20 protein-coding genes are annotated in these 24,483 nt (G+C 74.3%); 15 read left to right on the top strand and 5 right to left on the bottom strand.

The features are described from left to right. The first annotated feature begins 103 nt into the window (after nt 1–103). Both AMK31_RS01760 and AMK31_RS01755 read left to right on the top strand, forming a co-directional pair. On the top strand, nt 104–625 hold the full coding sequence (locus AMK31_RS01760; protein WP_073938468.1) for a MarR family winged helix-turn-helix transcriptional regulator: 522 nt from the start codon (nt 104–106) through the stop codon (nt 623–625). A 79-nt stretch (nt 626–704) separates the two neighbouring features. Continuing rightward, on the top strand, nt 705–1,415 hold the full coding sequence (locus AMK31_RS01755) for an alpha/beta fold hydrolase (RefSeq protein ID WP_385310558.1): 711 nt from the start codon (nt 705–707) through the stop codon (nt 1,413–1,415). Here AMK31_RS01755 and AMK31_RS01750 read toward each other — a convergent pair. Further along, on the bottom strand, nt 1,412–2,884 hold the full coding sequence (locus AMK31_RS01750; protein ID WP_073938466.1) for an FAD-dependent monooxygenase: 1,473 nt from the start codon (nt 2,882–2,884) through the stop codon (nt 1,412–1,414). The genes AMK31_RS01755 and AMK31_RS01750 overlap by 4 nt on opposite strands. A 130-nt stretch (nt 2,885–3,014) precedes the next feature. On the opposite strand from AMK31_RS01750, the gene AMK31_RS01745 reads away from it, so the two are divergent. Beyond that, the gene (locus AMK31_RS01745) at nt 3,015–3,596 is read left to right on the top strand and encodes a TetR/AcrR family transcriptional regulator (RefSeq protein WP_073938465.1); all 582 of its coding nucleotides are present in this window, start codon (nt 3,015–3,017) and stop codon (nt 3,594–3,596) included. A gap of 125 nt (nt 3,597–3,721) precedes the next feature. On the opposite strand, the gene AMK31_RS01740 is transcribed toward AMK31_RS01745, so the two are convergent. From AMK31_RS01740 to AMK31_RS01730, 3 genes are all read right to left on the bottom strand, one after another. After that, nucleotides 3,722–4,000, bottom strand: a complete 279-nt coding sequence (locus AMK31_RS01740) for a hypothetical protein (RefSeq protein WP_073938464.1) — start codon at nt 3,998–4,000, stop codon at nt 3,722–3,724. A gap of 71 nt (nt 4,001–4,071) precedes the next feature. Beyond that, a complete protein-coding gene (malQ, locus tag AMK31_RS01735; protein ID WP_073938463.1) occupies nt 4,072–6,186 on the bottom strand; it encodes a 4-alpha-glucanotransferase in 2,115 nt (704 codons plus the stop codon). After that, nucleotides 6,187–6,414, bottom strand: coding sequence for a hypothetical protein (locus AMK31_RS01730; protein ID WP_073938462.1), 228 nt, complete (start codon nt 6,412–6,414; stop codon nt 6,187–6,189). It abuts the gene before it with no gap. A gap of 277 nt (nt 6,415–6,691) precedes the next feature. On the opposite strand from AMK31_RS01730, the gene AMK31_RS01725 reads away from it, so the two are divergent. From AMK31_RS01725 to AMK31_RS01710, 4 genes are all read left to right on the top strand, one after another. After that, a complete protein-coding gene (locus AMK31_RS01725; RefSeq protein WP_073938461.1) occupies nt 6,692–9,553 on the top strand; it encodes a beta-N-acetylglucosaminidase domain-containing protein in 2,862 nt (953 codons plus the stop codon). A 77-nt stretch (nt 9,554–9,630) separates the two neighbouring features. Continuing rightward, nucleotides 9,631–10,164 carry a PadR family transcriptional regulator gene (locus AMK31_RS01720; RefSeq protein WP_073938940.1) on the top strand — a complete coding sequence of 178 codons (534 nt, stop codon included), beginning with the start codon at nt 9,631–9,633 and terminating at the stop codon, nt 10,162–10,164. Then, nucleotides 10,161–10,871, top strand: coding sequence for an ABC transporter ATP-binding protein (locus AMK31_RS01715; protein WP_073938460.1), 711 nt, complete (start codon nt 10,161–10,163; stop codon nt 10,869–10,871). Before AMK31_RS01720 ends, AMK31_RS01715 begins: the two co-directional genes overlap by 4 nt. Continuing rightward, nucleotides 10,868–12,220, top strand: coding sequence for an FtsX-like permease family protein (locus tag AMK31_RS01710; protein WP_073938459.1), 1,353 nt, complete (start codon nt 10,868–10,870; stop codon nt 12,218–12,220). Before AMK31_RS01715 ends, AMK31_RS01710 begins: the two co-directional genes overlap by 4 nt. Before the next feature lie 80 nt (nt 12,221–12,300). Here AMK31_RS01710 and AMK31_RS01705 read toward each other — a convergent pair whose 3' ends face one another. Beyond that, nucleotides 12,301–12,837: an HNH endonuclease gene (locus AMK31_RS01705; protein WP_053763139.1), complete on the bottom strand. Its 537-nt coding sequence runs from the start codon at nt 12,835–12,837 to the stop codon at nt 12,301–12,303. Nucleotides 12,838–13,142: 305 nt separating this feature from the next. Between AMK31_RS01705 and AMK31_RS01700 the strand changes: the two genes are divergently transcribed. The 8 genes from AMK31_RS01700 (at nt 13,143) to AMK31_RS01665 (ending at nt 24,482) form a co-directional block, all read left to right on the top strand. Further along, nucleotides 13,143–14,231 carry a mechanosensitive ion channel family protein gene (locus tag AMK31_RS01700; protein WP_073938458.1) on the top strand — a complete coding sequence of 363 codons (1,089 nt, stop codon included), beginning with the start codon at nt 13,143–13,145 and terminating at the stop codon, nt 14,229–14,231. A 178-nt stretch (nt 14,232–14,409) separates the two neighbouring features. Next, on the top strand, nt 14,410–15,624 hold the full coding sequence (locus AMK31_RS01695; protein ID WP_073938457.1) for an ROK family transcriptional regulator: 1,215 nt from the start codon (nt 14,410–14,412) through the stop codon (nt 15,622–15,624). Nucleotides 15,625–15,649: 25 nt separating this feature from the next. Continuing rightward, nucleotides 15,650–16,918 carry a 6-phospho-beta-glucosidase gene (locus AMK31_RS01690; protein ID WP_073938456.1) on the top strand — a complete coding sequence of 423 codons (1,269 nt, stop codon included), beginning with the start codon at nt 15,650–15,652 and terminating at the stop codon, nt 16,916–16,918. Further along, entirely contained in the window at nt 16,909–17,880 is a 972-nt protein-coding gene (locus tag AMK31_RS01685) for an N-acetylglucosamine kinase (protein WP_073938455.1), read from the top strand. The genes AMK31_RS01690 and AMK31_RS01685 overlap by 10 nt, the downstream gene beginning before the upstream one ends. A gap of 298 nt (nt 17,881–18,178) precedes the next feature. Continuing rightward, nucleotides 18,179–19,603, top strand: a complete 1,425-nt coding sequence (locus tag AMK31_RS01680) for a hypothetical protein (protein ID WP_073938454.1) — start codon at nt 18,179–18,181, stop codon at nt 19,601–19,603. 14 nt (nt 19,604–19,617) lie between these two features. Further along, on the top strand, nt 19,618–20,634 hold the full coding sequence (locus AMK31_RS01675) for a glutamate ABC transporter substrate-binding protein (RefSeq protein ID WP_073938939.1): 1,017 nt from the start codon (nt 19,618–19,620) through the stop codon (nt 20,632–20,634). 27 nt (nt 20,635–20,661) lie between these two features. Then, nucleotides 20,662–21,954, top strand: a complete 1,293-nt coding sequence (locus AMK31_RS01670; protein WP_073938453.1) for a hypothetical protein — start codon at nt 20,662–20,664, stop codon at nt 21,952–21,954. After that, a complete protein-coding gene (locus AMK31_RS01665) occupies nt 21,951–24,482 on the top strand; it encodes a serine/threonine-protein kinase (protein ID WP_073938452.1) in 2,532 nt (843 codons plus the stop codon). Before AMK31_RS01670 ends, AMK31_RS01665 begins: the two co-directional genes overlap by 4 nt. The last annotated feature ends 1 nt before the right edge of the window (nt 24,483 follow it).

Here is a 24,483-nt window from a genome sequence, read left to right as displayed (position 1 = left end):
AGATCGACTCGACGTCAGCTTGATGGAAAGTAGCTTAGCGCTAAGCAAGTTTCCGTCAAGCTACTTTCTTGCGACCGAGTGTCCGAGAGCGGATACTCCTCCCATGACGCAGAGCGCCCAGAGCAAGCCGAGCGAGCCCGCCCCCGACGCGGTGGACGCGATCATCGAGCAGTGGGCCGCCGTACGCCCCGACCTCGACACCCGCGCGATGGAGGTCTTCGGCCGCGTCTACCGGCTCTCCCGCGCGATGGCCGACCGCACGGAGAAGGCGTACGCGCGCTTCGGCATCTCCCGGGGCGAGTTCGACGTCCTGGCGACCCTGCGCCGCTCCGGCGAGCCGTACACCCTCTCCCCGCGCGAGCTCTCCGCCACCCTGATGCTCACCACCGGCGGCATGACCGGCCGCCTCGACAAGCTCGAACGCGCGGGCCTGCTCCGCCGCTCCCCCGACCCCCACGACCGCCGCGGCCTCCAGGTCACCCTCACCGACGAGGGCCTGTCCGTCATCGAACAGGCGGTCGGCGCGGGCGTCGAAACCCAGCGGGAAGCCTTGGCCTCCCTCACCGACGAACAGGCCGACCACCTGGCGGACCTGCTGCGCCGGCTGCTGGCGGCGACCGCGTAGCCGCCTTCGCCCGCGTAGAGTCGGCTGGTCGGCACCGGTGGGGGGATTGATGGCGGCACCAGACGTGGTACCAGACGCAGTGCCAGTTCCGATCGTCTTCGTCCACGGGACGCGTTTCAGCGCGGGGCAGTGGAGCACGCAGCTCGCCGCGCTCCGGGACGAGTTCCCGGTCGTCGCCGTCGACCTGCCCGGGCACGGCAAGCGCTCGGCCCAGCCCTGGAGCCTGGACAGCGCGAGCGAGGTCATCGCGTCCGCGGTGGACTCGCTCGGCCACGGGCCGGCTCTGGTCGTCGGGCACTCGCTCGGCGGGTACGCCTCGCTGGAGTTCGCACGGCGGCGTCCGGAGCTCGTGCGCGGGCTGGTCCTCGCGGGAGCCAGCGCCTCCACCCGCGGTCCGTGGGCCGTGCCGTACCGGTGGGTCGCCGGGCTGGTGCCGCGCATACCGGAGCATCGGCTGGCCCGGTGGAACGACCGGTTGCTGCGGCGGCTCTACCCGCCGGAGGTGGTCGAGGCGACCATCCGTGCCGGTTACGCCTTCCACACCCTGCCCGCCGCCTGGGGCGAGGTGCTGGGACGCTTCGACGCCGACGCGATGCGCTGCCTGAAGGCTCCGGTACTGATCCTGAACGGCGAGAAGGACACCGTCTTCCGAACCGGCGAGGCGGACTTCGCCCGCGCGCATCCCGACGCTCGCGTCGAGCTGATCCCCCGGGCGGGACATCTCTCGAACTTCGACGATCCGGACGCCTTCACCGACGCCGTCCGCCGCTTCGCCCGGCAGCTCGGCTAGGCCTTGCCGCCCACATGTGCGGCCAGGGCGTCCTCCACGTCCGCCGAAGTGGCCGACTCCGATGCCCAGGCCGCGTAGCCGTCGGGGCGGACGAGGAGGGTCGTACGGCGGTCGCTCGCCCAGCGGGCGGTCGTGAGGCGGTCCTCGCGGCCGTCGCCCGCGTCGTGCGCGTCCGGCGCGATCAGGACGAACCGGCCGCCGCGCAGGGCCTCGTAGAGGCGGCCGCCCCCGGCGAGGGCGACGTCCGGGACGCGGGTGCCCGTCAGCGGGTGGGTGCCGCGGGGTGCCGGGTAGCGGTAGCCGATGCCGGTGATCTGACCGACGGCCCTGCGGCGGACCGGGGCCGCGTGGTCGAGGAAGCTCGTCAGGGCCGCGCGGAGGGCGAGGGTCCAGGGGCGCTTGGCCATGGCGAGGCGGACGATGCCGCCGCTGCTGCGCAGGACCGCCTTGCCGACGGGGTGGCGTTCGGACTGGTAGGTGTCGAGGAGTTCCGGGCCCGCGTGGCCGTGCAGCACCTGCGCCAGCTTCCAGCCGAGGTTGGCCGCGTCCTGCATGCCGGTGTTCATGCCCTGGCCGCCGGCGGGGCTGTGGACGTGCGCGGCGTCCCCGGCGAGGAAGACGCGGCCCATGCGGTAGGTGGGCGCCTGGCGTTCGTCGCTGTGGAAGCGGGACATCCAGCGGGCGTCGTGCATGCCGTAGTCGCGGCCCAGCGCGAGGCGGGTGATCTCCTTGATCTCCGCCAGGTCGAGGGGCGTGTCGTCGGGGACGTTCCGGCCGCGGTGCCAGCCGATGACGCGGTGGTAGCCGTCCCCGAAGGGCGCGATGAAGGCGAAGGCGTCACCGACGGCGTTGACGGTGAGCAGGCCTTCCGGCTGCTCGGCGAGCAGGACGTCCGCGAGGACGACCGAGCGGATCACCGAGTGGCCCGGGAAGGGGATCCCGACGGCGGTGCGTACGGCGCTGCGCATGCCGTCGGCGCCGACGACGTACGCGGCGCGCAGTGACGCGGGCGTGCCGTCCGCCTCGGTGACCTCGACCGTCACACCGTCCGCGTCCTGGCTCAGGCCGGTCACCTCCGTCTCGTACCGGAAGTCCACGCCCGCCTCCACCGCCCTCCGCTTCAGGATCTTCTCCACCTCGTACTGCGGGGTGATGAGGACGTGCCGGAAGCGGGAGGGCAGGGTGCCCAGGTCGATGGTGAGGCTGCCGAAGAGGCCGAGGCGGTCGAGGGGGCGGCCGACGGCCTCCAGTTCGTCGGCGAGGCCGCGGGCGTCGAGCTGTTCGAGGGTGCGGGCGTGCACGGCGAACGCGCGGGAGAGGTTGCTGATCTTCTCGGGGCGCTTTTCGAGGAGGGTGACGGGGACGCCGGCGGTGGCGAGGTCACCGGCGAGGAGCATGCCGGTGGGGCCGGCGCCGACGACGATCACCGAGCCGGCGGTGGTGCCGTTGGTGCCAGTGGTGCCGTTCATGGTGGCCTCCTGGATCTCAACGCCCGTTTGCCAACAACTGTTGGCCAACGTCTGTTGGCAAAAACGTAGGACGGCTCGGCCGCCGAGTCAACACTTGTTGGCCAACACACGTTGACTTACCCTCGTCCGCATGAGCGACACCGCCGCCGACACCCGCAGAGCCCGCCGCTCCGACGCCACCCGCGTCGCCATCCTCGACGCGGCCCGCGAACGCTTCGCCGCCGACGGGTACGACCGCGCCACCATCCGGGCCATCGCCAGGGACGCGGGCATCGACCCGTCGATGGTCATGCGCTACTACGGCAACAAGGAGGGACTGTTCGCGGCGGCCGTCGCCGTCGACCTGCAGCTGCCCGATCTCTCCGCCCTGCCCCGTCCCACCGTGGGCCGGGCCCTGGTGACGCACTTCCTCGGCGTGTGGGAGGAGAACGAGGTGATGACCGCCCTGCTGCGGGTCGGTGTCGCCGGTCAGGCCGGGGCCGAGCGGATGCAGGGCATCCTGCGGGACCAGGTGCTGCCGGTCGCCCGCCAGGTCTGCCCGGACCCCGAGCAGGTGCCCGCGCGGGCCGTGCTCGTCGCGTCGCAGCTGCTCGGTCTCGCGCTGACCCGGTATGTGCTGCGCGTCCCGCCGGCCGTGGCGCTGCCCCGCGAGGAGATCGTGGCCTGGCTGGCGCCGACGCTCCAGCGCTACCTCACCGCGCCGAGCCCCTGACACCGGCGAGGACGGGCGCCTCGGAACCGGAAGAGAACACGCCGAGGGCGCCGGCCTCACCGTCGTACGGCTGACGCGCGTACGTGCGGCGAGGCCGGCGCCCTCGGCGGAACGTGTGGTGCCGGTCAGGCCTTGGAGGCCGTGGCCTTCGTCTTGATGTTCTTGGTGGTCACCCGGTGCTTCTCCTGGGACTTGTCCAGGACCATCACCAGACCCGCGATGACCGCGAACAGCGCGATCGGGGCGATGACGTACAGACCCAGCGTCTCGATGACGCTGAGGCCCGAGCCGGGGTCGTCGCCGTCGTCGCGCGTCAGCGCGCTCGCGGGAGACGACATGAGCAACATCATCAGCGTCGTACCGGCGGCCAGGGCGCCGGCGCGCAGGGCGTTCTTCTTGTCCACGGTCCCAAAAGTAGCGAACGCCGGTCGGGGCCGCGCGCCCGGGGTGCCGTACGAGGCGCGGCCCCGGCGCGTCACCGCCCCGCCTCGGCCCGCAGCACCTCGACCAGGGCCCGCAGCCGGGCCGAGCCCGTCAGCTCCTCCAGCGGCATCGGCCGGCCCCGCGCGTCCGCGACGGGCAGCCGCCAGTTCGGGTACTGGTCCCAGGTGCCGGGCAGGTTCTGCGGGCGGCGGTCGCCGACGCCGTCGGGGAGCCAGACGCCGACCATGCGGGCCGGGGTGCGCAGCAGGAAACGGTGGACGGCCTGCACCTCGGCCTCCTCCGACGCCCCGTCCGAGCCGCCGCCGGTGCCGGGCAGCAGGCCGAGCCGGGACAGGAACGCCAGCCACTCCGCGGTGTCCGCCGCCGCCTCCGCGCGCTCGTCGGCGAGCGGGCGGGCGAGCAGGCCGAGCCGGTCGCGCAGGTCGACGTGTTCGCCGGTGAGCCGGGCCGCGGTGGGCGGCAGGTCGTGGGTGGTGGCGGTGGCGAGGCAGTCGGCGCGCCAGGCCTCGGGGGGCAGGGGGCGGCCGTCGCCGTCCCAGTCGCGTTCGAACCAGAGGACGGACGTGCCGAGCACACCGCGTTCGCGCAGCCGTTCGCGGACGCCGGGCTCCACGGTGCCCAGGTCCTCGCCGATCACCACGGCGCCCGCCCTCGAGGCCTCCAGCACCAGGACGGCGAGCATGGCCTCGGCGTCGTAGCGGACGTAGGTGCCCTCGGTGGGCGGCTGCCCCTGGGGCACCCACCACAGGCGGAACAGGCCCATGACGTGGTCGATGCGCAGCGCGCCCGCGTAGCGGAACAGGGCGCGCAGCAGGGAGCGGTAGGGGGCGTAGCCGGTCGCGGCGAGGCGGTCGGGGCGCCAGGGCGGCAGGCCCCAGTCCTGGCCGCGGGCGTTGAACGCGTCGGGCGGGGCGCCGACGGACATGCCGGCGGCGAAGCAGTCCTGCTGGGCCCAGGCGTCGGCGCCGCCGGGGTGCACCCCGACCGCCAGGTCGTGCACGACGCCGACGGGCATGCCCGCCTCGCGCGCGGTGCGCTGGGCGGCGCGCAGCTGGCTGTCGGTGAGCCAGGCGAGGCGGCAGTGGAGGTCGACGCGGTCCATGAGGCCGGCGCGGGCCCGGGCGGTCTCCGGGGAGCGGGGGTCGCGCAGCCCGGCGGGCCACCGGTGCCAGTCGGAGCCGTGGACCTCGGCGAGGGCGTTCCAGGTGGCGTGGTCCTCCAGGGCCTGGCCCTGGGCGGCGAGGAAGTCGTTGTAGGCGGCCTGCCGGCCGGGGCCGAGCGGGACCCGGCACAGCAGTTCCAGCGCCTCCCGCTTGAGCTCCCAGACGGCGTCCCGGTCGATCAGCGCGCCCTTGTCCAGCACCGCGTCCCGCAGCTTGCCGGCCCGCTCCAGCAGCGCCCGCAGCCGCTCGCCGTCCGGGCCGCCGAGGGCGTACGCGTACTCGGGGACGTCCTCGATCCGCAGGTGCGCGGGGTCGGGGAAGCGCCGGGAGGAGGGGCGGTACGGGGAGGGGTCGGTGGGGGCGCCGGGGACGGCCGCGTGCAGCGGGTTGACCTGGACGAATCCGGCGCCGAGGGTGCGGCCCGCCCAGCCGGCCAGCTCGCCCAGGTCGCCGAGGTCGCCCATGCCCCAGGAGCGCCGGGAGAGCAGCGAGTACAGCTGTACGAGCAGGCCGTAGGCGCGGCCGGGCGGGCTGGGCAGCCGGGCCGGGGCGACCACCAGATGGGCGTCGGCGGTGCGGCCGTCGGGCGCGGCGGCCGTGAGGCGGTGGACGCCGGGCGGCAGCTGGTCGGTGGTGGTGTGGGTCTCGCCCTGCTCGGTCTCGATCCGCAGCCGGGTCCCGGCGGGCAGCGCGGCGACGGCCTCCGGCGCTGCGCCGCCGGCCCAGCGGACCAGGGTGGGCGGCAGCAGCCGCTCGTCCCGTTCCCGCAGGCACGCGGTGAGCGCGGCGCGTACGGCCTCGGGGGTGCCGGCGTCGACGTCGAGCGCGCGCAGGGCGCGGACGACGGCGGCGGCGGAGGCGGTGACCGTGCGGTCGGGGGACGGCCGGTAGGAGGTGGCCACGCCGTGCAGCTCGGCGAGCCGGGTCAGCTCCTCGCCGGGAAGCTCGTCCTCGAGAGGGGGTGCCGGGCGGGGCGCGGTCATCTACGGCCTCATGGAGTCGGCGTCCGGAGTGGCGAGCGGCGGCTCGCTGGTGAGGGGTTCGGCGTCGGGGAGCGGGGGTTCGCTGGTGAGGGGGGCCTGGGCGCAGGCGCCCTCGGCGCTGAAGGAGCACAGGTGGGGCTCGGGGCCCGGTTGTTCCGGCAGGTGGGCGGAGAGTTCCGCCGTGGGTTTGGACAGGGCGGTGATGAGCAGGTGTGCCGGTGCGGCCACGGTGGCCTCCTTGTCGGTCGCGGTCCCGCCGCCGAGTACGGCGCCGGGAAGGTCGGGCCCTGCCGGATCACGACGGGGCCTACCGCAGCCCTACCCAGTGAACGCGTCGGCAGACGCCCGAATGACGAACAACGCACTTCTCGCCACATTCCACGCCCACCCGCCCTCTCCAGACTCCGGCAATCCACGCATTACGGCCACCCCCGTTGACACCCTCACCCCCGGATGGTGGGCTCGGTCACCCGGGACGGAGCCGTGCGAGAACGAGGAGGGGCCCGTGCAGCTGCGGCGTGGAAAGGGCGCGGCCGCGCTCGCGTTCGCCGTCGTCGCCGGAGCCCTGGGCGGCGCCCCGGCCGCCGTGGCGGCCCCGCCCGCGCCCGGCACGGCCGCGCAGACGCCGGAGTCGGCGTCCCCCGAGCTCTCCGTGTGGCCCCGCCCCCAGTCGCTGCGCGCCACCGGCACGCCCGCCACCGTCACCGACGAGGTCGCGCTGGTCACCGACGGCACGGCCGGCCCGTCCGACCTGGAGGAGCTGCGCGCGGTGCTGCGGGCGGCGGGCGCGCGCCGGATCGCGGCGCTCTCGGCGGGTGACCCGCTGCCCCCGGGCGCAATGGTGGTGCGGGTGGGCACGGAGCGGGCGCGCGCCGGCGACCGGCAGGCGCTGCCCTCCGGCGGCTACCGCCTCTCCGCCGGCCCCTCGGGCGTCACCCTCTCCGGCGCGGGCGAGGACGGCCTGTTCCACGCGGTGCAGACGCTGCGTCAGCTGGTGCGCCCCGACGGCACGATCGCGGGCGCCGACGTCCGCGACTGGCCCGGCACCGCCGTGCGCGGCACCACGGAGGGCTTCTACGGCACCCCGTGGACGCATCAGGAGCGGCTCGCCCAGCTGGACTTCATGGGCCGCACCAAGCAGAACCGTTACCTGTACGCCCCCGGCGACGACCTGTACCGGCAGGCCCGCTGGCAGGAGCCCTACCCGGCCAAGCAGCGCGCCGAGTTCCGGGAGCTGGCGGAGCGGGCGCGCCGCAACCATGTGACGCTGGGCTGGGCGGTGGCGCCGGGCCAGGCGATGTGCTTCGCGTCGGACGCGGACGTGCGGGCGCTGAACCGGAAGCTGGACGCGATGTGGGCGCTGGGTTTCCGGGCGTTCCAGCTCCAGTTCCAGGACGTCAGCTACAGCGAGTGGCACTGCGAGGCGGACGAGGAGCGGTTCGGGTCGGGTCCGGAGGCGGCTGCGCGGGCCCAGGCGCGTGTGACGAACGCCGTGGCCCGGCACCTGGCGGAACGTCACCCCGGCTCGGCGGCACTGACGTTGATGCCGACCGAGTACTACCAGGACGGCACGACCGACTACCGGAAGGCGCTGGCGGGCGCGCTGGACGCGGACGTGACGGTGGCGTGGACCGGTGTCGGGGTGGTGCCCCGGACCATCACCGGGCGGGAACTGGCCACCGCGCGGGAGGTGTTCCGGCATCCGCTGGCCACCATGGACAACTACCCGGTCAACGACTACGCGCCCGGCCGGGTCTTCCTCGGCCCGTACACCGGCCGGGAACCGGCCGTCGCGACCGGCTCGGCGGCGCTGCTCGCCAACGCGATGGAACAGGCCACGGCCTCCCGTATCCCGCTGTTCACGGCCGCCGACTACGCCTGGAACCCGCGCGCCTACCGGCCCCAGGAATCCTGGCGGGCCGCGATCGACGACCTGGCGGGCGGCGACGACGGCCGGGAGGCGGCGCTGGCGGCGCTCGCCGGGAACGACGCGTCGTCGGTGCTGGGCGGGACGGAGTCGGCGTATCTGCGGCCGCTGATGGCGGAGTTCTGGCGCACGCGCGCGGGTGGCGACGAGGGCGCCGAGCGCCGGCTGCGCGAGGCGTTCACGGTGATGCGCGAGACCCCGGACCGGCTCGCGCCGACCGCGCTGGCCGACGAGGTGGCGCCCTGGTCCGAGCAGCTGTCCCGGTACGGCGACGGGGGTGTGCTGGCGCTCGACATGCTCCGCGCCCAGCGCGCGGGCGACCCGGCGGCGGCCTGGACGGCGTACCGCGCCCTCGGCGAGCTGCGGAAGCGGCTCGCGGAGTCCCGGGTGACGGTCGGCGAGGGGGTGCTGGACCCGTTCCTGGCGCGGGCGCAGCGGTCGTACGAGACGTGGGCGGGCCTGGACGGCGAGCCGGACGCGCGGCCCGGCGAGCCCGCCGACGGCCGCATGGTGCGCCTCCCGCGCGCCCGCGCGCTGAGCGCGGTGACGGTGCTGACGGAGCCGGGGACCGGCGGGACCGTTGAGGCCCGTGTGCCGGGCGAGGGCTGGCGCCCGCTCGGCAGCCTGGACGCGTCCGGCGCGACGGAGCTCCAGGCCCGGCTGCGTGCCGACGCCCTGCGCGTCACCGGCCCCGCGCCGTCGCGCGTACGGCATCTGGTGCCCTGGTACGCCGACTCGCCCGCCGCGTCCCTGGGCGTGGCGCGCGACGAGGTGGACGCGGACATCGGCGGGACACGGCGCATCGAGGTGCGGCTGGCGTCCCTGCGGCCGCAGGAGGTGCGCGGGCGGCTCACCGCCGAGGCGCCGAAGGGCGTCGACGTGCGAGTGCCGGAGGGCGTGCTGGCCCTCCCGCGCGGGACGGCGGTCGAGGTGCCGGTCGACGTGCGCGTGCCGCGCGGGACGCCGGCCCGGTCGTACGACGTCAGGCTCGCGTTCGGCGGGGTGAGCCGTACGGTCACCGTCCGCGCGGTGCCGCCCACCGGCGGCCCGGATCTGGCGCGCACCGGCACCGCGCGGTCCTCGGGTGACGAGACGCCCGACTTCCCGGCGGCCGCGGCGAACGACGGCGACCCGGAGACCCGCTGGTCGTCGCCGGTGGCGGACGGCGCCTGGTGGCAGGTGGAGCTGGCCGCCCCGGTCCGGCTGGGCCGGGTGGTGCTGCACTGGCAGGACGCGTATCCGTCGGCGTACCGGATCCAGGTCTCCGCGGACGGCCGCCGCTGGCGCACGGCGGCGACCGTGCGGGACGGCCGCGGGGGCCGCGAGGAGCTGCGCATGGACGAGCGGGACGTGCGCTACGTGCGGGTGCAGGGCGACAAGCGGGCCACGCGGTACGGCTATTCGCTGTGGTCGGTGGAGGCGTACGCGGTCCGGGACTGATCCCGAGGGCGGCGCTCCGAAAAGTTTTTTCGAGCCGCTATTCACTCAGTACATATACCGAGTACATAATGATCGACATGAGCACCCGCCACATCCTGCTCGGGCTGCTCGCCGCCGGTCCCAGCCATGGCTACGACCTCAAGCGACGGCACGACGAACGCTTCCCGCAGGCCCGTCCGCTGGCCTACGGGCAGGTGTACACGACCCTGCAACGACTGGTCCGCGACGGACTGGCCGAGGTCGACGGCACCGACGCCGACGGCGGCCCCGAGCGCACCCTGTACCGCTCCACCGAGGAGGGCGCCGGCGAACTCGCCCGCTGGGCGGGGGAAGTCACCCCGCCCGCGCCGTTCGTCGCCAACGAGATCTTCGCCAAGGTCGTCGTCGCGATCCTCGCCGACGGCGACCCCGAGCGATATCTGCGCGACCAGCGCGCCGCGCACATGGCGCGGATGCGCGAGCTCACAGCGGTGAAGACCGCCCCGGGCGCCGATCTGTCGACGGTCCTGTCCGCCGACTACGCCCTCACCCACCTCGACGCCGACCTGCGCTGGATGACCACCACCGCGGCCCGGCTGACGACCCTGACCGCGGAGGTAGATCCCACATGACGGCCGACCACAGCACCGCACCGCTGCTCGCGGCCCGCGGCCTGGTCAAGGCGCACGGCAGGACGGAGGCGCTGCGCGGCGCCTCCGTCGAACTGGCGGCCGGCGAGATCCTCGCCGTGACCGGCCCCAGCGGCAGCGGCAAGTCCACGCTGCTGCACTGCCTGGCCGGCATCGTCCGGCCCGACGGCGGCGCGGTCGCCTACGGCGGCGAACGCGTCGACCGGCTGCCGGAGGCCCGGCTGAGCGAGCTGCGGCGCACCGAGTTCGGCGTGGTGTTCCAGTTCGGGCAGCTGATACCGGAGCTGACCGCGCTGGACAACGTGGCGCTGCCGCTGCTGCTGGCCGGGCAGGGCCGCGGGCAGGCGCACACGGCGGCCGGGGAGTGGCTGGAGCGGTTCGGGGTGCGCGGGCAGGGCGAGCTGCGGCCCGGCGAGCTGAGCGGCGGCCAGGCACAGCGGGTCGCGCTGGCGCGGGCCCTGGTCACCGGCCCGAAGGTGGTCTTCGCCGACGAGCCGACCGGGGCGCTGGACTCGCTCGCCGGGGAGCAGGTGATGACCGCGCTGGTGCACGCCGCCCGTGAGGCCGGCACCTCCGTCCTGGTGATCACGCACGACGCGCGGGTCGCGGCGTACGCCGACCGCGAGGTGTCGCTGCGCGACGGCACGGTGGTCGCCGAGGGCGCGGACGTGCGGGAGGTGGCCTGGTGACGACGGAGCTGCGACTGGCCCGGCTGCTGGTGTCCGGCTCGGACCGGCGCGAGTGGTGGCGGATCACGCTGACCGCGTTCGGCGCGCTGCTCGCGACCGGGATCGCGCTGGTGGCGGTGGTCCTGGGCGCGCTGCGCGGCCACCACCCGATCGGCTTCGCCGGCGGCCTGCCGGCCAACCCCGGGGAGCGCCGGGGCATCGTGATCGCCCTGCTGCTCCTGCTGGTGCCGGTGTTCGGGTTCCTCGGGCAGTGCGCCCGGATCGGCGCGGTGCACCGGGACCGGCGGCTGGCCAACCTGCGGCTCGCGGGCGCCACCCCGCGTCAGGTGCGGCGGATCGCGGCCGCCGAGGCGGGATTGACCTGCCTGGCGGGCTCGCTGCTCGCCACCGTGTTCTCGGTGCTGGTCCTGCTGACGAACTGGCGGGTGCCGTCCGGCTACGCCTGGGCGGGGATCGCGGCCGTCGCGGCCGGTGTCCCGGTGGTGGGCGCCGCGGTGAGCGTGCTGGCGCTGCGCCGCGTGGTGGCGTCGCCGCTGGGCTGGGTGCGCCGGGTGCGGCCGCAGACCCGGCCGGGGCCGATGTTCCTGGCGGCGGTGGTGCTGTTCGCCGGTGCCGCCTGCCTGGCGTACGTCTCGATGTCGGACCACCGCAGCCGCGGTGCCGTCCTGTCCGGGCCGCTGCTGGTATTCACCCTGCTGCTGGTGACGGGGACGGCGGCGCTGTGGCTGGTCGGGGCGACGGCCCGGCTGACCGGGCGGCTGCTCGCGGCCCGCACCGGGCGTCCGGCGGTGCTGATCGCGGCCGAGCGGCTGCGCGACGACCCGTGGGCGGCGGCCCGTACCCATGCGGCCGTGCTGCTGGTGACCGTCGTGGCCACCGCGTTCGTCGGCATCCGGCAGACCCTGCTGGAGGTCCTGAACTCGCAGAAGCACCTCGCCGAGTCGCGGGACTTCTACACCGGCGGCATCGACCTGACCGCCGCCGCCATCGGCGTCGCCCTGCTGATCGTCCTGTCCGGGCTGGCCGTCGGCACCGCCGAGTCGCTCGCCACGCGCCGCCGCGGACTGGCCGCGCAGGCCGCCGCCGGGGTGCCGCGGGCGGTGCTCGGCCGGGCGCTGCTGCTGGAGACCGCGCTGCCGCTGGCGCCCGCGGTGCTGCTCGCCGGCCTCGGCGGGATGGCGATCGGCACCGGGTACGCCGCGCTCACCGACGACGGCGGCAGCCGGTCGGTGCCGTGGGCGGCCCTGCTGGTCCCGGTCGCCGTCTACGCCACCTGCCTGCTGGCCGCGGCGACCTCGCTGCCGCTGCTGCGCCGGTCGGTGCACCCCGGCGAGCTGCGGTACGCGTAACGGCCCTGCCGGGGACCGGGGTGGACGGGGGTCTCCCCGGTCCCCCGCTCAGGACCGCCGCCATGCGAAAGCCCGGATCGTCAGGCTGAGATGCCGTCGATCCGGGCCAAGGCGTCGTCCGCGCCGTACGGCTGCAGGTACGGCAGCCAGCGCGGGTCCCGGTGGCCGGTCCCGATGATGCGCCAGGCCAGGCCGGTGGGCGGAGCGGGTTTGTGACGCAGCCGCCAGCCGATCTCGCCGAGGTGGCGGTCGGCCTTCACGTGGTTGCAGCGGCGGCAGGACGCCACCACGTTGTCCCAGACGTGTTTGCCCCCGCGGCTGCGCGGGATGACGTGGTCGACGCTGGTTGCGACGCCACCGCAGTACATGCACCGGCCCCCGTCGCGGGCGAACAGCGCCCGGCGGGTCAGAGGAACGGGCCCCCGGTAGGGAACCCGCACGAAACGCTTGAGCCGGACCACGCTGGGTGCGGGGACTGTGACGGTCGCGCTGTGCAGATAGGCGCCGGACTCCTCGAGGCATACGGCCTTGTTCTCGAGGACGAGGACGAGCGCGCGGCGGAGCGGTACGACGCCGAGGGGCTCGTACGACGCGTTGAGGACCAGGACATGCGGCACGGATGCCTCCTTGTACGCCGGCGGCGCGTGGCTCGCGCCGGGACGATCTGCAGTCAGTCTCCCCTCATGCCTGGTGAACGCGCCACCATGTCCCGGTAACGGGCTGGGAGTGTTTTCGACCACATCTGATTCATCCCCCAGGTGGGGACCGGTTCAAGCCCTGGTGAGTCCCGTCTCTCCTTCACGAACCGGGCGGGTGCACTCACAATGCCCCGTTAGTGTGGTGGTTCTGCCTGTCCGGTGACCTTTCCGTGACCTGAGCCACCCCGCCCGACGGCAGACCGCTGCACCTGGAGGTACCCGCCGTGTCCTTGTCCGCCGTCCTACTGGCCGCCGGCTCGTCGCCGTCACCCTCCCCCTCGGAGACGGCCCCGTCGGTGCCGACGCTCCAGGACGCCCAGCAGAGCGCGAGCAACGCCGCCGGCTGGGTCGAGGAGAACTGGTCCACGTGGCTGGCGATCGGCCTGCGCGTGCTGCTGATCGTGGTGATCGCGGCGGTGCTGAGAGTGGCGGTGCGGCGGGCGATCACCAAGCTGATAGACCGGATGAACCGCACCGCGCAGGCGGTGGACGGCACGGCGATCGGCGGCCTGCTGGTGAACGTGGAGCGCCGCAGGCAGCGCTCGCAGGCGATCGGCTCGGTGCTGCGCTCGGTGGCGAGCTTCCTGATCCTCGGCACCGGCGCGCTGATGATCCTGGCCACCTTCGAGATCAACCTCGCCCCGCTGCTGGCGTCGGCGGGTGTCGCGGGTGTGGCGATCGGTTTCGGCGCCCGCAACCTGGTCACGGACTTCCTGTCCGGCGTGTTCATGATCCTGGAGGACCAGTACGGCGTCGGCGACCAGATCGACGCGGGCGTCGCCTCCGGCGAGGTCATCGAGGTCGGCCTGCGGGTCACCAAGCTGCGCGGCGACAACGGCGAGATCTGGTACGTCCGCAACGGCGAGGTCAAGCGGGTCGGCAACCTCTCCCAGGGCTGGGCCACCGCCGGCGTCGACGTCACCGTCCGCCCGTCGGAGGACCTGGACCACGTCAAGGCGGTCCTCACCCAGGTCGGCGACACCATGAGCAAGGAAGAGCCCTGGAACGAGATGCTGTGGGGCCCGGTCGAGATCCTGGGCCTGGACAGCCTCCTGCTGGACTCGATGGTCGTGCGCCTCACGGCGAAGACCATGCCGGGCAAGGCCCTCACCATCGAGCGGGAGCTGCGCTGGCGGATCAAGCGCGCCTTCGACGCCGAGGGCATCCGGATCGTCGGCGGCCTGCCGGCCCAGGCGGACGGTGACGCCGACGCGGATCCGACGGCGGGCATGGCGGCGCCGTCGGTGTTCGCCAACTCCACCTCCCCGCAGTCCGCCGCGGCCTCCCCGATCTCTCCGCCGCTGTCGAAGTAGGCCGTTCCGGGGACCTGCCCGGACCCCTTTCCCAGTGCTTGGCGCCCCTGTCGCGGCGAAGTCGCCGCCACGGGGGCGTCGTCGTCTCTTGACGGCTCGTTCGATGCGCCACTAGCTTCCTCGCACCGACGTACCGACAGGAAACCTTCCTAACAGTTACTGGCAGGTGGCGACTCGGATGGCAGGACCCTCGGACACCCCGGGCACCCCCCGCGTGCTGCGCGCCATGAACGACCGCGCCGCCCTCGACCTCCTCCTGGAGCACGGCACCCTCTCGCGCACCCGGATCGGCAAGCTCACCGGCCTGTCCAAGCCCACCGCCTCCCAGCTCCTCGCCCGCCTGGAAGCCGCCGGACTCGTCCGGGCCACCGGCACCAGCGAGGGCCGCCCCGGTCCCAACGCCCAGCTGTACGCCCTCGACCCGGCCGCCGCCCACGCCGCCGGCCTCGACGTCACCCCCGAGTGCGTCCGGGCCGCCGTCGCCGACATCACCGGCCGCACCCTCGGCGTCCATGAGGTGGCCACCCCCGGCCGGCGCCCGGACCGGCCCGTCGTCCAGCAGGTCACCGAGGCCCTGGACGGTGCCGTGAAGGCGGCCGGACTCGCCCGGGACGACCTCCACCGGCTGGTCGTCGGCACCCCCGGCGCCTTCGACCCCAACACCGGCCGGCTGCGCTACGCCTCGCACCTGCCGGGCTGGCACTCCCCCACCCTGCTCGCCGAACTCGCCGCCGCCCTGCCGATGCCGGTCGAGTACGAGAACGACGTCAACCTCGTCGCGATCGCCGAGCAGCGCCTGGGCACCGCCCGCGGGCACGACGACTTCGTGCTGCTGTGGAACGAGGGCGGTCTCGGCGCCGCCCTGGTCCTCGGCGGCCGGCTGCACCGCGGCTGGACCGGCGGCGCCGGCGAGGTCGGCTTCCTGCCGGTGCCGGGCACCCCGCTGGTGCGCCAGGTCACCAGGGCGGGCAGCGGCGGCTACCAGGAACTGGCCGGCTCCCAGGCGATCCCGGGCCTGGCCCGCGAGGCCGGTCTCACGGACATCCCGGCCGGCCCGCCTGCCGAGGCCGCCGCCGCCCTGCTGGCCCGCGCCGCACGGCACCCCGGCGACGAGCGCCACCAGCGGTTCCTGCGCGCGTACGCGACCCGCCTCGCCACCGGTCTCGCGTCCCTCGTCTCCGTCCTGGACCCGGAACTGGTCGTCCTCAGCGGCACCTCACTCACCTCCGGCGGGGAGCCGCTGCGCGCCCTGGTCCAGGCGGAGCTGGCGGAGCTGGCCGCGTCCCGGCCCCGGCTGGTCGTCGGCGGCGTCAACGGACACCCCGTACTGCGCGGCGCGCTGGAGAGCGCGCTCGCGAGCACCCGCGACGAGGTCTTCGACACCTCGCGCTGACCCCTCAGTGAAGGGTTGACGACGTATGAAACTCACCGTGGTGGGCGGCGGTTCCACCTACACCCCCGAACTCGTCGACGGCTTCGCCCGGCTCAGGGACACCCTCCCGGTCGACGAACTCGTCCTGGTCGACCCGGCGGCGGACCGGCTGGAGCTGGTGGGCGGTCTGGCCCGCCGGATGTTCGCGCGGCTGGGCCACGACGGCCGGATCGTCACCACCACGGACCTCGACGCGGCGGTCGACGGCGCCGACGCCGTGCTGCTGCAACTGCGCGTCGGCGGCCAGGCGGCCCGCGAGCAGGACGAGACCTGGCCGCTGGAGTGCGGCTGCGTCGGCCAGGAGACGACCGGCGCGGGCGGCCTCGCCAAGGCGCTGCGCACGGTGCCGGTGGTCCTGGACATCGCCGAGCGGGTCCGCCGGACCAACCCCGGCGCGTGGATCATCGACTTCACCAACCCGGTCGGCATCGTCACCCGCGCCCTGCTCCAGGCCGGGCACAAGGCGGTCGGGCTGTGCAACGTGGCGATCGGCCTGCAGCGCAAGTTCGCCGCGCTGCTGGGCGCCGAACCCGCCGCCGTGCACCTCGGGCACGTGGGCCTCAACCACCTCACCTGGGAGACCTCGGTGCGCCTGGGCGGCCCGGACGGCGAGGAGGTGCTGCCGAAACTGCTCGCGGAGCACGGCGACGCCGTCGCCGCCGACCTGCGGCTGCCCCGCGCCCTCCTGGACCGCCTCGGCGTGGTCCCCTCGTACTACCTGCGCTACTACTACGCCCACGACGAGGTGGTCCGCGAGCTGCGCTCCAAGCCGTCCCGGGCGGCGGAAGTCGCCGCGATGGAACGCGAGTTGCTGCGGATGTACGCGGACCCGGCACTGGACTCCAAGCCGGAACTGCTCGCCAGGCGGGGCGGTGCCTACTACTCGGAGGCGGCGGTGGACCTGGCGGCGGCCCTGCTCGGCGGCACCGGCAGCGCGTACCAGGTGGTGAACACATACAACCGGGGCACGCTGCCCTTCCTGCCGGACGACGCGGTGATCGAGGTGCCGGCGGCGGTGAGCCCCGCGGCCGGCCCGGTCCCGCTGCCCGTGCCCGAGGTGCACCCGCTGTTCGCGGGCCTGATGGCGAACGTGACGGCGTACGAGGACCTGGCGCTGGAAGCCGCCCTCCGCGGGGGTCGCAACCGGGTCTTCCAAGCGCTCCTCGCGCATCCCCTCGTCGGCCGGTACGACCACGCCGACACCCTCACCGACCGGCTGATCGCACACAACCGGGAGCACCTGGCGTGGGCCTGACCGCGGAAGTCCTCGCCGTCGACGCGGGCAACAGCAAGACCGACGTCGCGGTCGTCGCCGCCGACGGCACCGTCCTGGCCACCGCCCGCGGCGAGGGCTTCCGCCCGCCGGCCGTGGGCGTGGACGCGGCGGTGACCGCCCTCGCGCACACCGTGGCCCGCGCCTTCGACGCGGCGGGCGTCGGCTCCGTCGCCCACGTCTCGGCCTGCCTCGCCAACGCCGACCTGCCCGTCGAGGAGGAGACCCTGACGGCCGCGCTGGACGCGCGCGGCTGGGGCGCGAGCGTCGAGGTCCGCAACGACACCTTCGCCATCCTGCGGGCCGGGGTCACCGAACCGCGCGGGGTCGCCGTCGTCTGCGGCGCCGGCATCAACTGCGTCGGCATGCGCCCCGACGGCCGCACCGCCCGCTTCCCCGCCCTCGGCAGGATCTCCGGGGACTGGGGCGGCGGCTGGGGCCTGGCCGAGGAGGCGCTGTTCCACGCGGCCCGCGCGGAGGACGGCCGGGGCCCGGCGACCCGGCTCGCCACCACCCTGCCCGCGCACTTCGGCCTGACCTCCATGTACGCGCTGATCGAGGCCCTGCACCTGGGCCGCGTTCCCGCAGCCCGGCGGCACGAACTGGCGCCCGTCCTGTTCGGCACCGCCGCGTCCGGCGACCCCGTCGCGCGGTCCCTCGTCGACCGGCTCGCCGACGAGATCGTCACCATGGCCGTGGTCGCCCTCGGCCGGCTCGACCTGCTGACCGAGGAGACCCCCGTCGTCCTCGGCGGCAGCGTCCTCGCCGCCCGGCACCCGCAACTGGAGGAGGGCGTACGGGAACTGCTGTCCGCCCGCGCCCCGAAGGCGGTCCCGCACGTCGTCACGGCCCGGCCGGTGCTCGGGGCGGCACTGCTGGGGCTGGACCGGGTGGGGGCGGGCGCGGACGTACGGGCGCGGCTGCGGGGCCACTTCAGCGCCTGACGCTCACCTGACCGTCGAACGGGGAGCCGTGACCGTCGCACAGGGAACCGAATCGCCACAAGCGGCGTATACAGAGCAGGGGAAGAGCCAGGGACGAGTCAGGGGAGAGCCAGGGGAGCGTGGGGGAAGAGTAGGGGGCGAGTGGGGGCATCGCCGGGGGCGAGGCTGGGGAAGGACGGGGAGACGGGGAAGCGCGCGGCGCGCACTGCGATCCGATCAAGATCGAGTGAAGGCCGGTGCGGATGTCGTCGCGGGCAGCGATACTTGCGGCGACAGATGGCCATGGGGGAGGTCAAGCGTGACACAGACGCCGAAAAGCACCGCGGCACCGCCGCCGCCCGTCCCGGCGTCGGCACCGGCACCGGCCTCGGCTCCGGCGCCCGCACCGGACGTGCCCGCCCGCCGCACCGCGTTCGCGGAAGGCGTGGACCGGCTGCGCGCCGCCGCCACCACGGAACCCGGCCGGCTGCGTGTCATCGGCGCCGTCCTCGCGCTCCTCGTCGTCGCCTTCGGCGCCGTCACCGCCTGGCAGACGACGGACCGCGCGGCCGCCGCCGACGACGTCCTGACCAACAGCCAGCCCCTGACGTCCGCCGCCGCCGACATCTACCGCTCCCTCGCGGACGCCGACACCGCCGCCTCCAGCGGCTTCCTCGCCGGCGGCCAGGAGACCAAGGCCAGTAGAGACCGCTACGAGAAGGACATCCGCACCGCCGCCACCAAGCTGGTCACCGCGGCGAACAGCTCCGACCCCGGCTCCCCGTCCGCGCGGACCATCGCCGAACTCAACCGGCTGCTCCCGGAGTACAAGGGCCTGATCGAACGCGCCCGCGCCAACAACCGCCAGGGCTACCCCCTGGGCGGCGCCTACCTGCGGTACGCGAACAACAAGATGCAGACGGAGATGCTCCCGGCCGCCGAGGAGCTGTACACCTCCGAGAACCGCCGCCTGCGCGGCGACTACGACGACGCCACCCCCTACCCGTGGGCGGCGATCGCGCTCGGCGTCATCGCGCTCGCCGCGCTCGCCTGGGCCCAGCGCCGCAACTACCGGCGGACGAACCGGGTGCTGAACCACGGCCTGGTCGCCGCCACGGCGGCCACCACCGTCGTGCTGCTCTGGCTGGTCGTCGGCCACAGCGTCGCCCGCGCCGGACTGAACGACTCCTACGACCACGGCGTGCGCTCCCTCAACGTCCTCCACGACGCCCGCATCGCCTCCCTCAAGGCCCGCGGCAACGAGAACCTGACCCTGGTCAACCGGGGCGCGGAGACGGTCGAGGTGGAGCCCGGGAAGTTCGAGGACAAGTTCGACGTGGCGTACGAGGCGTCGATGAAGGACCTCGCCGAGGGGCTGGCCCGGGCCGCCGACCTTGCCGACGACACGGCCGGCGAGCAGCCCGTCGAGGCCGCCACCGGCAACATGGACGTCTGGCAGGACCGCCACCGGCAGGCCCGCGACGCCGACGACGCGGGCGACTACCAGGCGGCGCTCGACAAGGTCATCGGCGCGAAGAGCGACGAGCCGACCGGCGAGTGCTTCGACAACGTCGACAGCAACCTCCGGACCGCGATCGCACACGAGGAACGGGAGTTCGAGCAGGCGGCCGGTGACGGCCGGGACGCGATGACCGGCCTGGCCGCCGGCGCCGCCGTCCTCGCGCTGCTCGGCGCGGCCGGCGCGGTGCTCGGCATCGGCCGCAGGCTGTCGGAGTACCGGTGAGAGGGGGCGTGACGATGTACGCACGACGTATGCGGGCCGGGCTGAGGGGCTGGGGCGGCGTCGGCGCGATGGCGCTCGTCTGCGCCCTCGCCGTGGCGTTCGCCCTGCTGCTGCCGCACACCCAGTCGCACCGGGACGGCGGCACCGGCCAGGGCGGTCAGGGCGTGGCCGAGGGCACGCCCGCGAAGGCCGACGCGTGCGAGGACCCCCAGGACCGGAGCCTGCCCCCGTCGAACGCGGAGGGCTCGGCGATCGCCACCATCAAGCGGCGCGGCTACGTCTCGGTCGGCGTCGACCAGAACAGCTACCGCTGGGGCTACCGCGACCCCAACAGCTCGGCGAGGACGGTCGAGCTGGAGGGCTTCGACATCGACCTCGCCCGCCGGATCGCCGAGGAACTGCTCGGCTCCCCCGACAAGATCCGCTTCAAGGCCATCCCCACCAACCAGCGCGTCCCGGCGATCCAGAGCGGCCAGGTCGACATGGTGGTCCGCACGATGACCATCACCTGTCAGCGCCTGAAGGACGTCGCGTTCTCCGCGCCGTACTTCCTCACCGGCCAGCAGGTCCTCGCGCCCGACTCCTCGGCCGTCAAGGGCTACGACGACACCCTGGCCGGCAAGCGCGTCTGCTCCGCCGAGGGTTCGACGGCGTACGAGAAGCTCGCCGCGGACCGCGAGTCGGGGAACCTGCCCGCCTCCACCGACATCTCCACCACTGTCCCCAACCAGCTCGACTGCCTGGTCCGGCTCCAACTCGGCCAGGTGGACGCGGTGGTGACGGACAGCGCGCTCGCCGCCAGCCAGGCCGCGCAGGACCCGACGGTGGAGCTGAAGGGCGACCGCTTCACCACCGAGTACTACGGCGTGGCGATGAAGAAGGGCGCGGACGATCTGGTACGCCGGGTCAACCGGATACTCGAGGACTACCGCGAGGACGGCGGTTGGAAGGAGTCGTACGACGACTGGCTGTCGGCGACGCTGGGTGAGGACTCCGAGTCGGCGACTCCGCCGACGCCGCGTTACAAGTAACCGCAACCACCACACGAGAGGTGATCGATGGGCGTCACGGGAACCTCCGGTCCGGTCATGGACAGGGACGAGGTGGACCGTGCGCTGGCGCGGCTCGGTGCGGAGCACGAGGCGATAGAGACCTCCCTGCTCGCCCTCCAGGACCACGCGGGCCGCCGGCTCCTGGAAGGCGCCGAACTCACCGGCGTCACCCGGGAACGCTGGGCCGCCACCGAGGCGGCGATCACCCTGCTGTGGACGTACTTCGACGCCTACACGGCCGCCCTGCGCAGCGCCCGGGAGATCCGCTCCCGCCGTCGCTGGTCCAGCCGTGACGACCTGGTGGAGCTGACCGAGCTGCTGCGCGGCGAGTCGGTCACCGTCGCCGGCGGCACGGGCCGGCTCAGCGACCACTTCTCGCTGGCCGCGCTCGTCGACCGGATGAACGAGCTGTACGCGGCCTCGCTGGACATGGTGGTCGCCGCCGACGCGGTGTGGTCCGCGCTGCCCGCCAGGATCGATTTACTCGCCGCCGAACTCCAGCGCACCCGCACGCTCGCCCACTCGGTCGGCGTCCGCCCCGGCGAACACCCCTCCGGCGACGACCTGGAACGCATCACGCGCACGCTGAAGAAGCTGCGCGAGCAGGTGGTGTCCGACCCGCTGGCCTACTGGAAGCCCGCCGAGGGCAGCTCCGCGCCGGGCGGCGGCAAGCCCGACACGACGGTGTACGACCGGGAGGCGCGCGCCCTGGAGGAGGTGCGCCGGGAGATCGACGCGGTGCTCACGGTCCGCCAGGACGCCGAGCAGCGCCTGATCAGGCTGCGGGACCTGCTGTCCCGCGCGGACCGCACGCTCGCCGAGGCGCGCACCGCGCGCGGCGAGGTCCTGGCGAAGATCGCGGCGACGGAGGTGCCCGTGGTCAGCGGCCCGCCGACCGTGCTGCAGGAGCAGCTGGCGACCGCCGCCGAGTACCGCAGACAGGCGCAGTGGCACCGCCTCTCCCCGCTCCTTGAGTCCCTGGAGCAGAAGGCGGAGGACGAACTGCTGCGCGCCCGCGAGTCGTTGACCGCGGTCACCGCGCCGCTCGCGGTCCGCGCCGAACTGCGCGGCCGGCTCGACGCGTACAAGGCGAAGGTGGCCCGGCACGGCCTGGCGGAGGACCCGCTGCTGGTGGAGCGGTACGACGCGGCGCGCCGCATGCTGTGGAGCGCGCCCTGCGACCTGCGCGTCGCCGAACAGGCGGTGCTGCGCTACCAGCAGGCGGCGGCCGAACTGCTCGGCGCCCCGCGCGTACCGGGGCAGGGCGGGCCCGTGGACCAGAGGGGGGATGCGTCATGACCGAGGCGTCGCACGCCTGCCAGCGCCCCGACTGCTCGGGGACGTACGAGGACGTCGGCGGCGGCGAACTGTACTGCGACACCTGCGGCCTGGCGCCGGTCGTGTCGGCGACCGGCATGGTCGGCTCGCCGCCGACGGGCGTGACGGGCGGCGGCGGCCGGGGCTCCGCGGGCAGCGGCAGCGCCCGCTCCGGCAGCCGGGGCAGCTCGCGTACGTCGTCGCAGTCGTCGAAGTCCCGGCGCTCGGTGTCGGGGCGGCTCTCGCGCTCCGTGTCGGGCCGGTCCACCAGCCGCTCGGTGTCGGTGCGCAGCTCCGGCTCCGCCTCCGCGTCCAGCGGGCGCGGGCGGCTCGGCGCGGGCCTGGTCCAGGTGCCGGACGTGCCGCGCCCCGACCCGCGGGCGATGGTCCTGGAGAACCCGGAGGTGCCGGAGCGCAAGCGGTTCTGCTCCCGCTCGGACTGCGGGGCGCCGGTGGGCCGCGCGCGGGGCGACCGGCCCGGCCGTACGGAGGGCTTCTGCACCAAGTGCGGTCACCCGTACTCCTTCGTGCCGAAGCTGCGCTCCGGCGACATCGTGCACGGCCAGTACGAGGTGGCGGGCTGTCTGGCGCACGGCGGCCTCGGCTGGATCTACCTGGCCGTGGACCGTGCGGTCTCCGACCGCTGGGTGGTCCTCAAGGGCCTGCTGGACACCGGCGACCAGGACGCGATGGCGGCGGCGATCTCCGAGCGGCGGTTCCTCGCGGAGATCGAGCACGCGAACATCGTGCGGATCTACAACTTCGTCGAGCACCTGGACCAGCGCACCGGCTCGCTGGACGGGTACATCGTGATGGAGTACGTCGGCGGCAAGTCCCTGAAGGAGATAGCCAACGCCCGCCGCACCCCGGAGGGCCGCCGCGACCCGCTGCCGGTGGAGCAGGCCTGCGCGTACGGCATCGAGGCGCTGGAGGCCCTCGGCCATCTGCACAGCCGCAACCTGCTGTACTGCGACTTCAAGGTCGACAACGCCATCCAGACCGAGGACCAGCTCAAGCTGATCGACATGGGCGCGGTGCGCCGCATGGACGACGACGAGTCCGCGATCTACGGCACGGTCGGCTACCAGGCGCCGGAGGTCGCGGAGGTCGGCCCGTCGGTCGCCAGTGACCTGTACACGGTCGGCCGCACCCTCGCCGTGCTGACCTTCGACTTCCAGGGCTACACCAACGTCTACGCCGACTCCCTGCCCGACCCCGACACCATCGACGTCTTCCGGCAGTACGAGTCCTTCTACCGCCTCCTGGTCCGCGCCACCGATCCCGACCCGGCCCGCAGGTTCGCCTCCGCGCAGGAGATGGCGGAGCAGCTGACCGGCGTGCTGCGCGAGGTCGTGTCCCTCCAGACGGGACGCGCGCGGCCCGCTCTGTCGACGCTGTTCGGCCCGGAACTGCGGGTGACGGACAGCGAGTTGTTCCCCGCGCTGGACGGGGAGGTGTCGCGGCTGGGGGCGCGGGCGGTGCGGTCGCGGCGCGGTGCGCCCGCGGCGGCGGGCGTGGTGGCGGCTGCGCCCGTTGTCGCGGCGGTGACTGGCCTCGCCCCGGCGCTGGTCAAGCCCGTACAGACTCCCTCCTCCGCGCTCGCCCTGCCCGTCCCGCACGTCGACCCGGGCGACCCCAACGCCGGTTTCCTGGCGGGTCTGCTGACGTCCGCGACGGCCGAGCTGATCGCCGCGCTGACCGCCGTACCGGCGCAGTCGGCCGAGACCCGGCTGCGGCAGGTCCGCGCGCTCCTGGAGAACGGCGACACGGCGGCCGCGCTGAACGTCCTGGCCGCGCTGGAGGCGGAACGCCCCGACGACTGGCGGGTCGTCTGGTACCGGGGTGTCGCCGCGCTGGTGACCGGGGATCACGAGGGCGCCGCGCTCGCCTTCGACGCGATCTACGACGCGTTCCCCGGCGAGACCGCCCCCAAGCTCGCCCTCGGCCTGTGCGCCGAGGTGCTGGGCCAGTTGGACAACGCGGCCGAGTACTACCGGCTGGTGTGGTCGACCGACCCGAGCTGTGTGAGCGCCGCGTTCGGACTGGCCCGGGTGCAGCTCGCCTCCGGTGACCGGCGGGGCGCCGTACGGACGTTGGAGTCGGTGCCGGAGTCGTCCATCCACTACACGGCCGCCCGCGTCGCCGCCGTCCGCGCCCGGCTGCGGCAGCGCACCGCGACCGCCTCCGACGTACCCTTCCTGGACGATCTGACCGCAGCCGCCGGTCAGGTCGAGGCGCTCGACGCGTACGGTCTGGACCCGACGCGGCGCGAGCAGTTGGCCACGGAAGTGCTCGGCTGTGCCCTGGACTGGATACTCTCCGGTGGCCAGGGTTCCGTCCTCCCCGCCGCCGGGGGACGGACACTGCTCGGCAGCGAACTGGACGAACGAGGCCTGCGTTTCGGCCTGGAGCGTTCGTACCGCACGCTGGCCCGGCTGGCGCGAGGCGGCGAGGAGAGGATCGACCTGGTGGAACGTGCCAATCGTTACCGCCCCCGGACGTGGGTGTAGT

Source organism: Streptomyces sp. TSRI0107 (assembly GCF_001905845.1).
GTDB lineage: Bacteria > Actinomycetota > Actinomycetes > Streptomycetales > Streptomycetaceae > Streptomyces.
The sequence above is the reverse complement of the archived record's forward strand: the minus strand, read 5'-3'. Positions and strand labels throughout refer to the sequence as shown.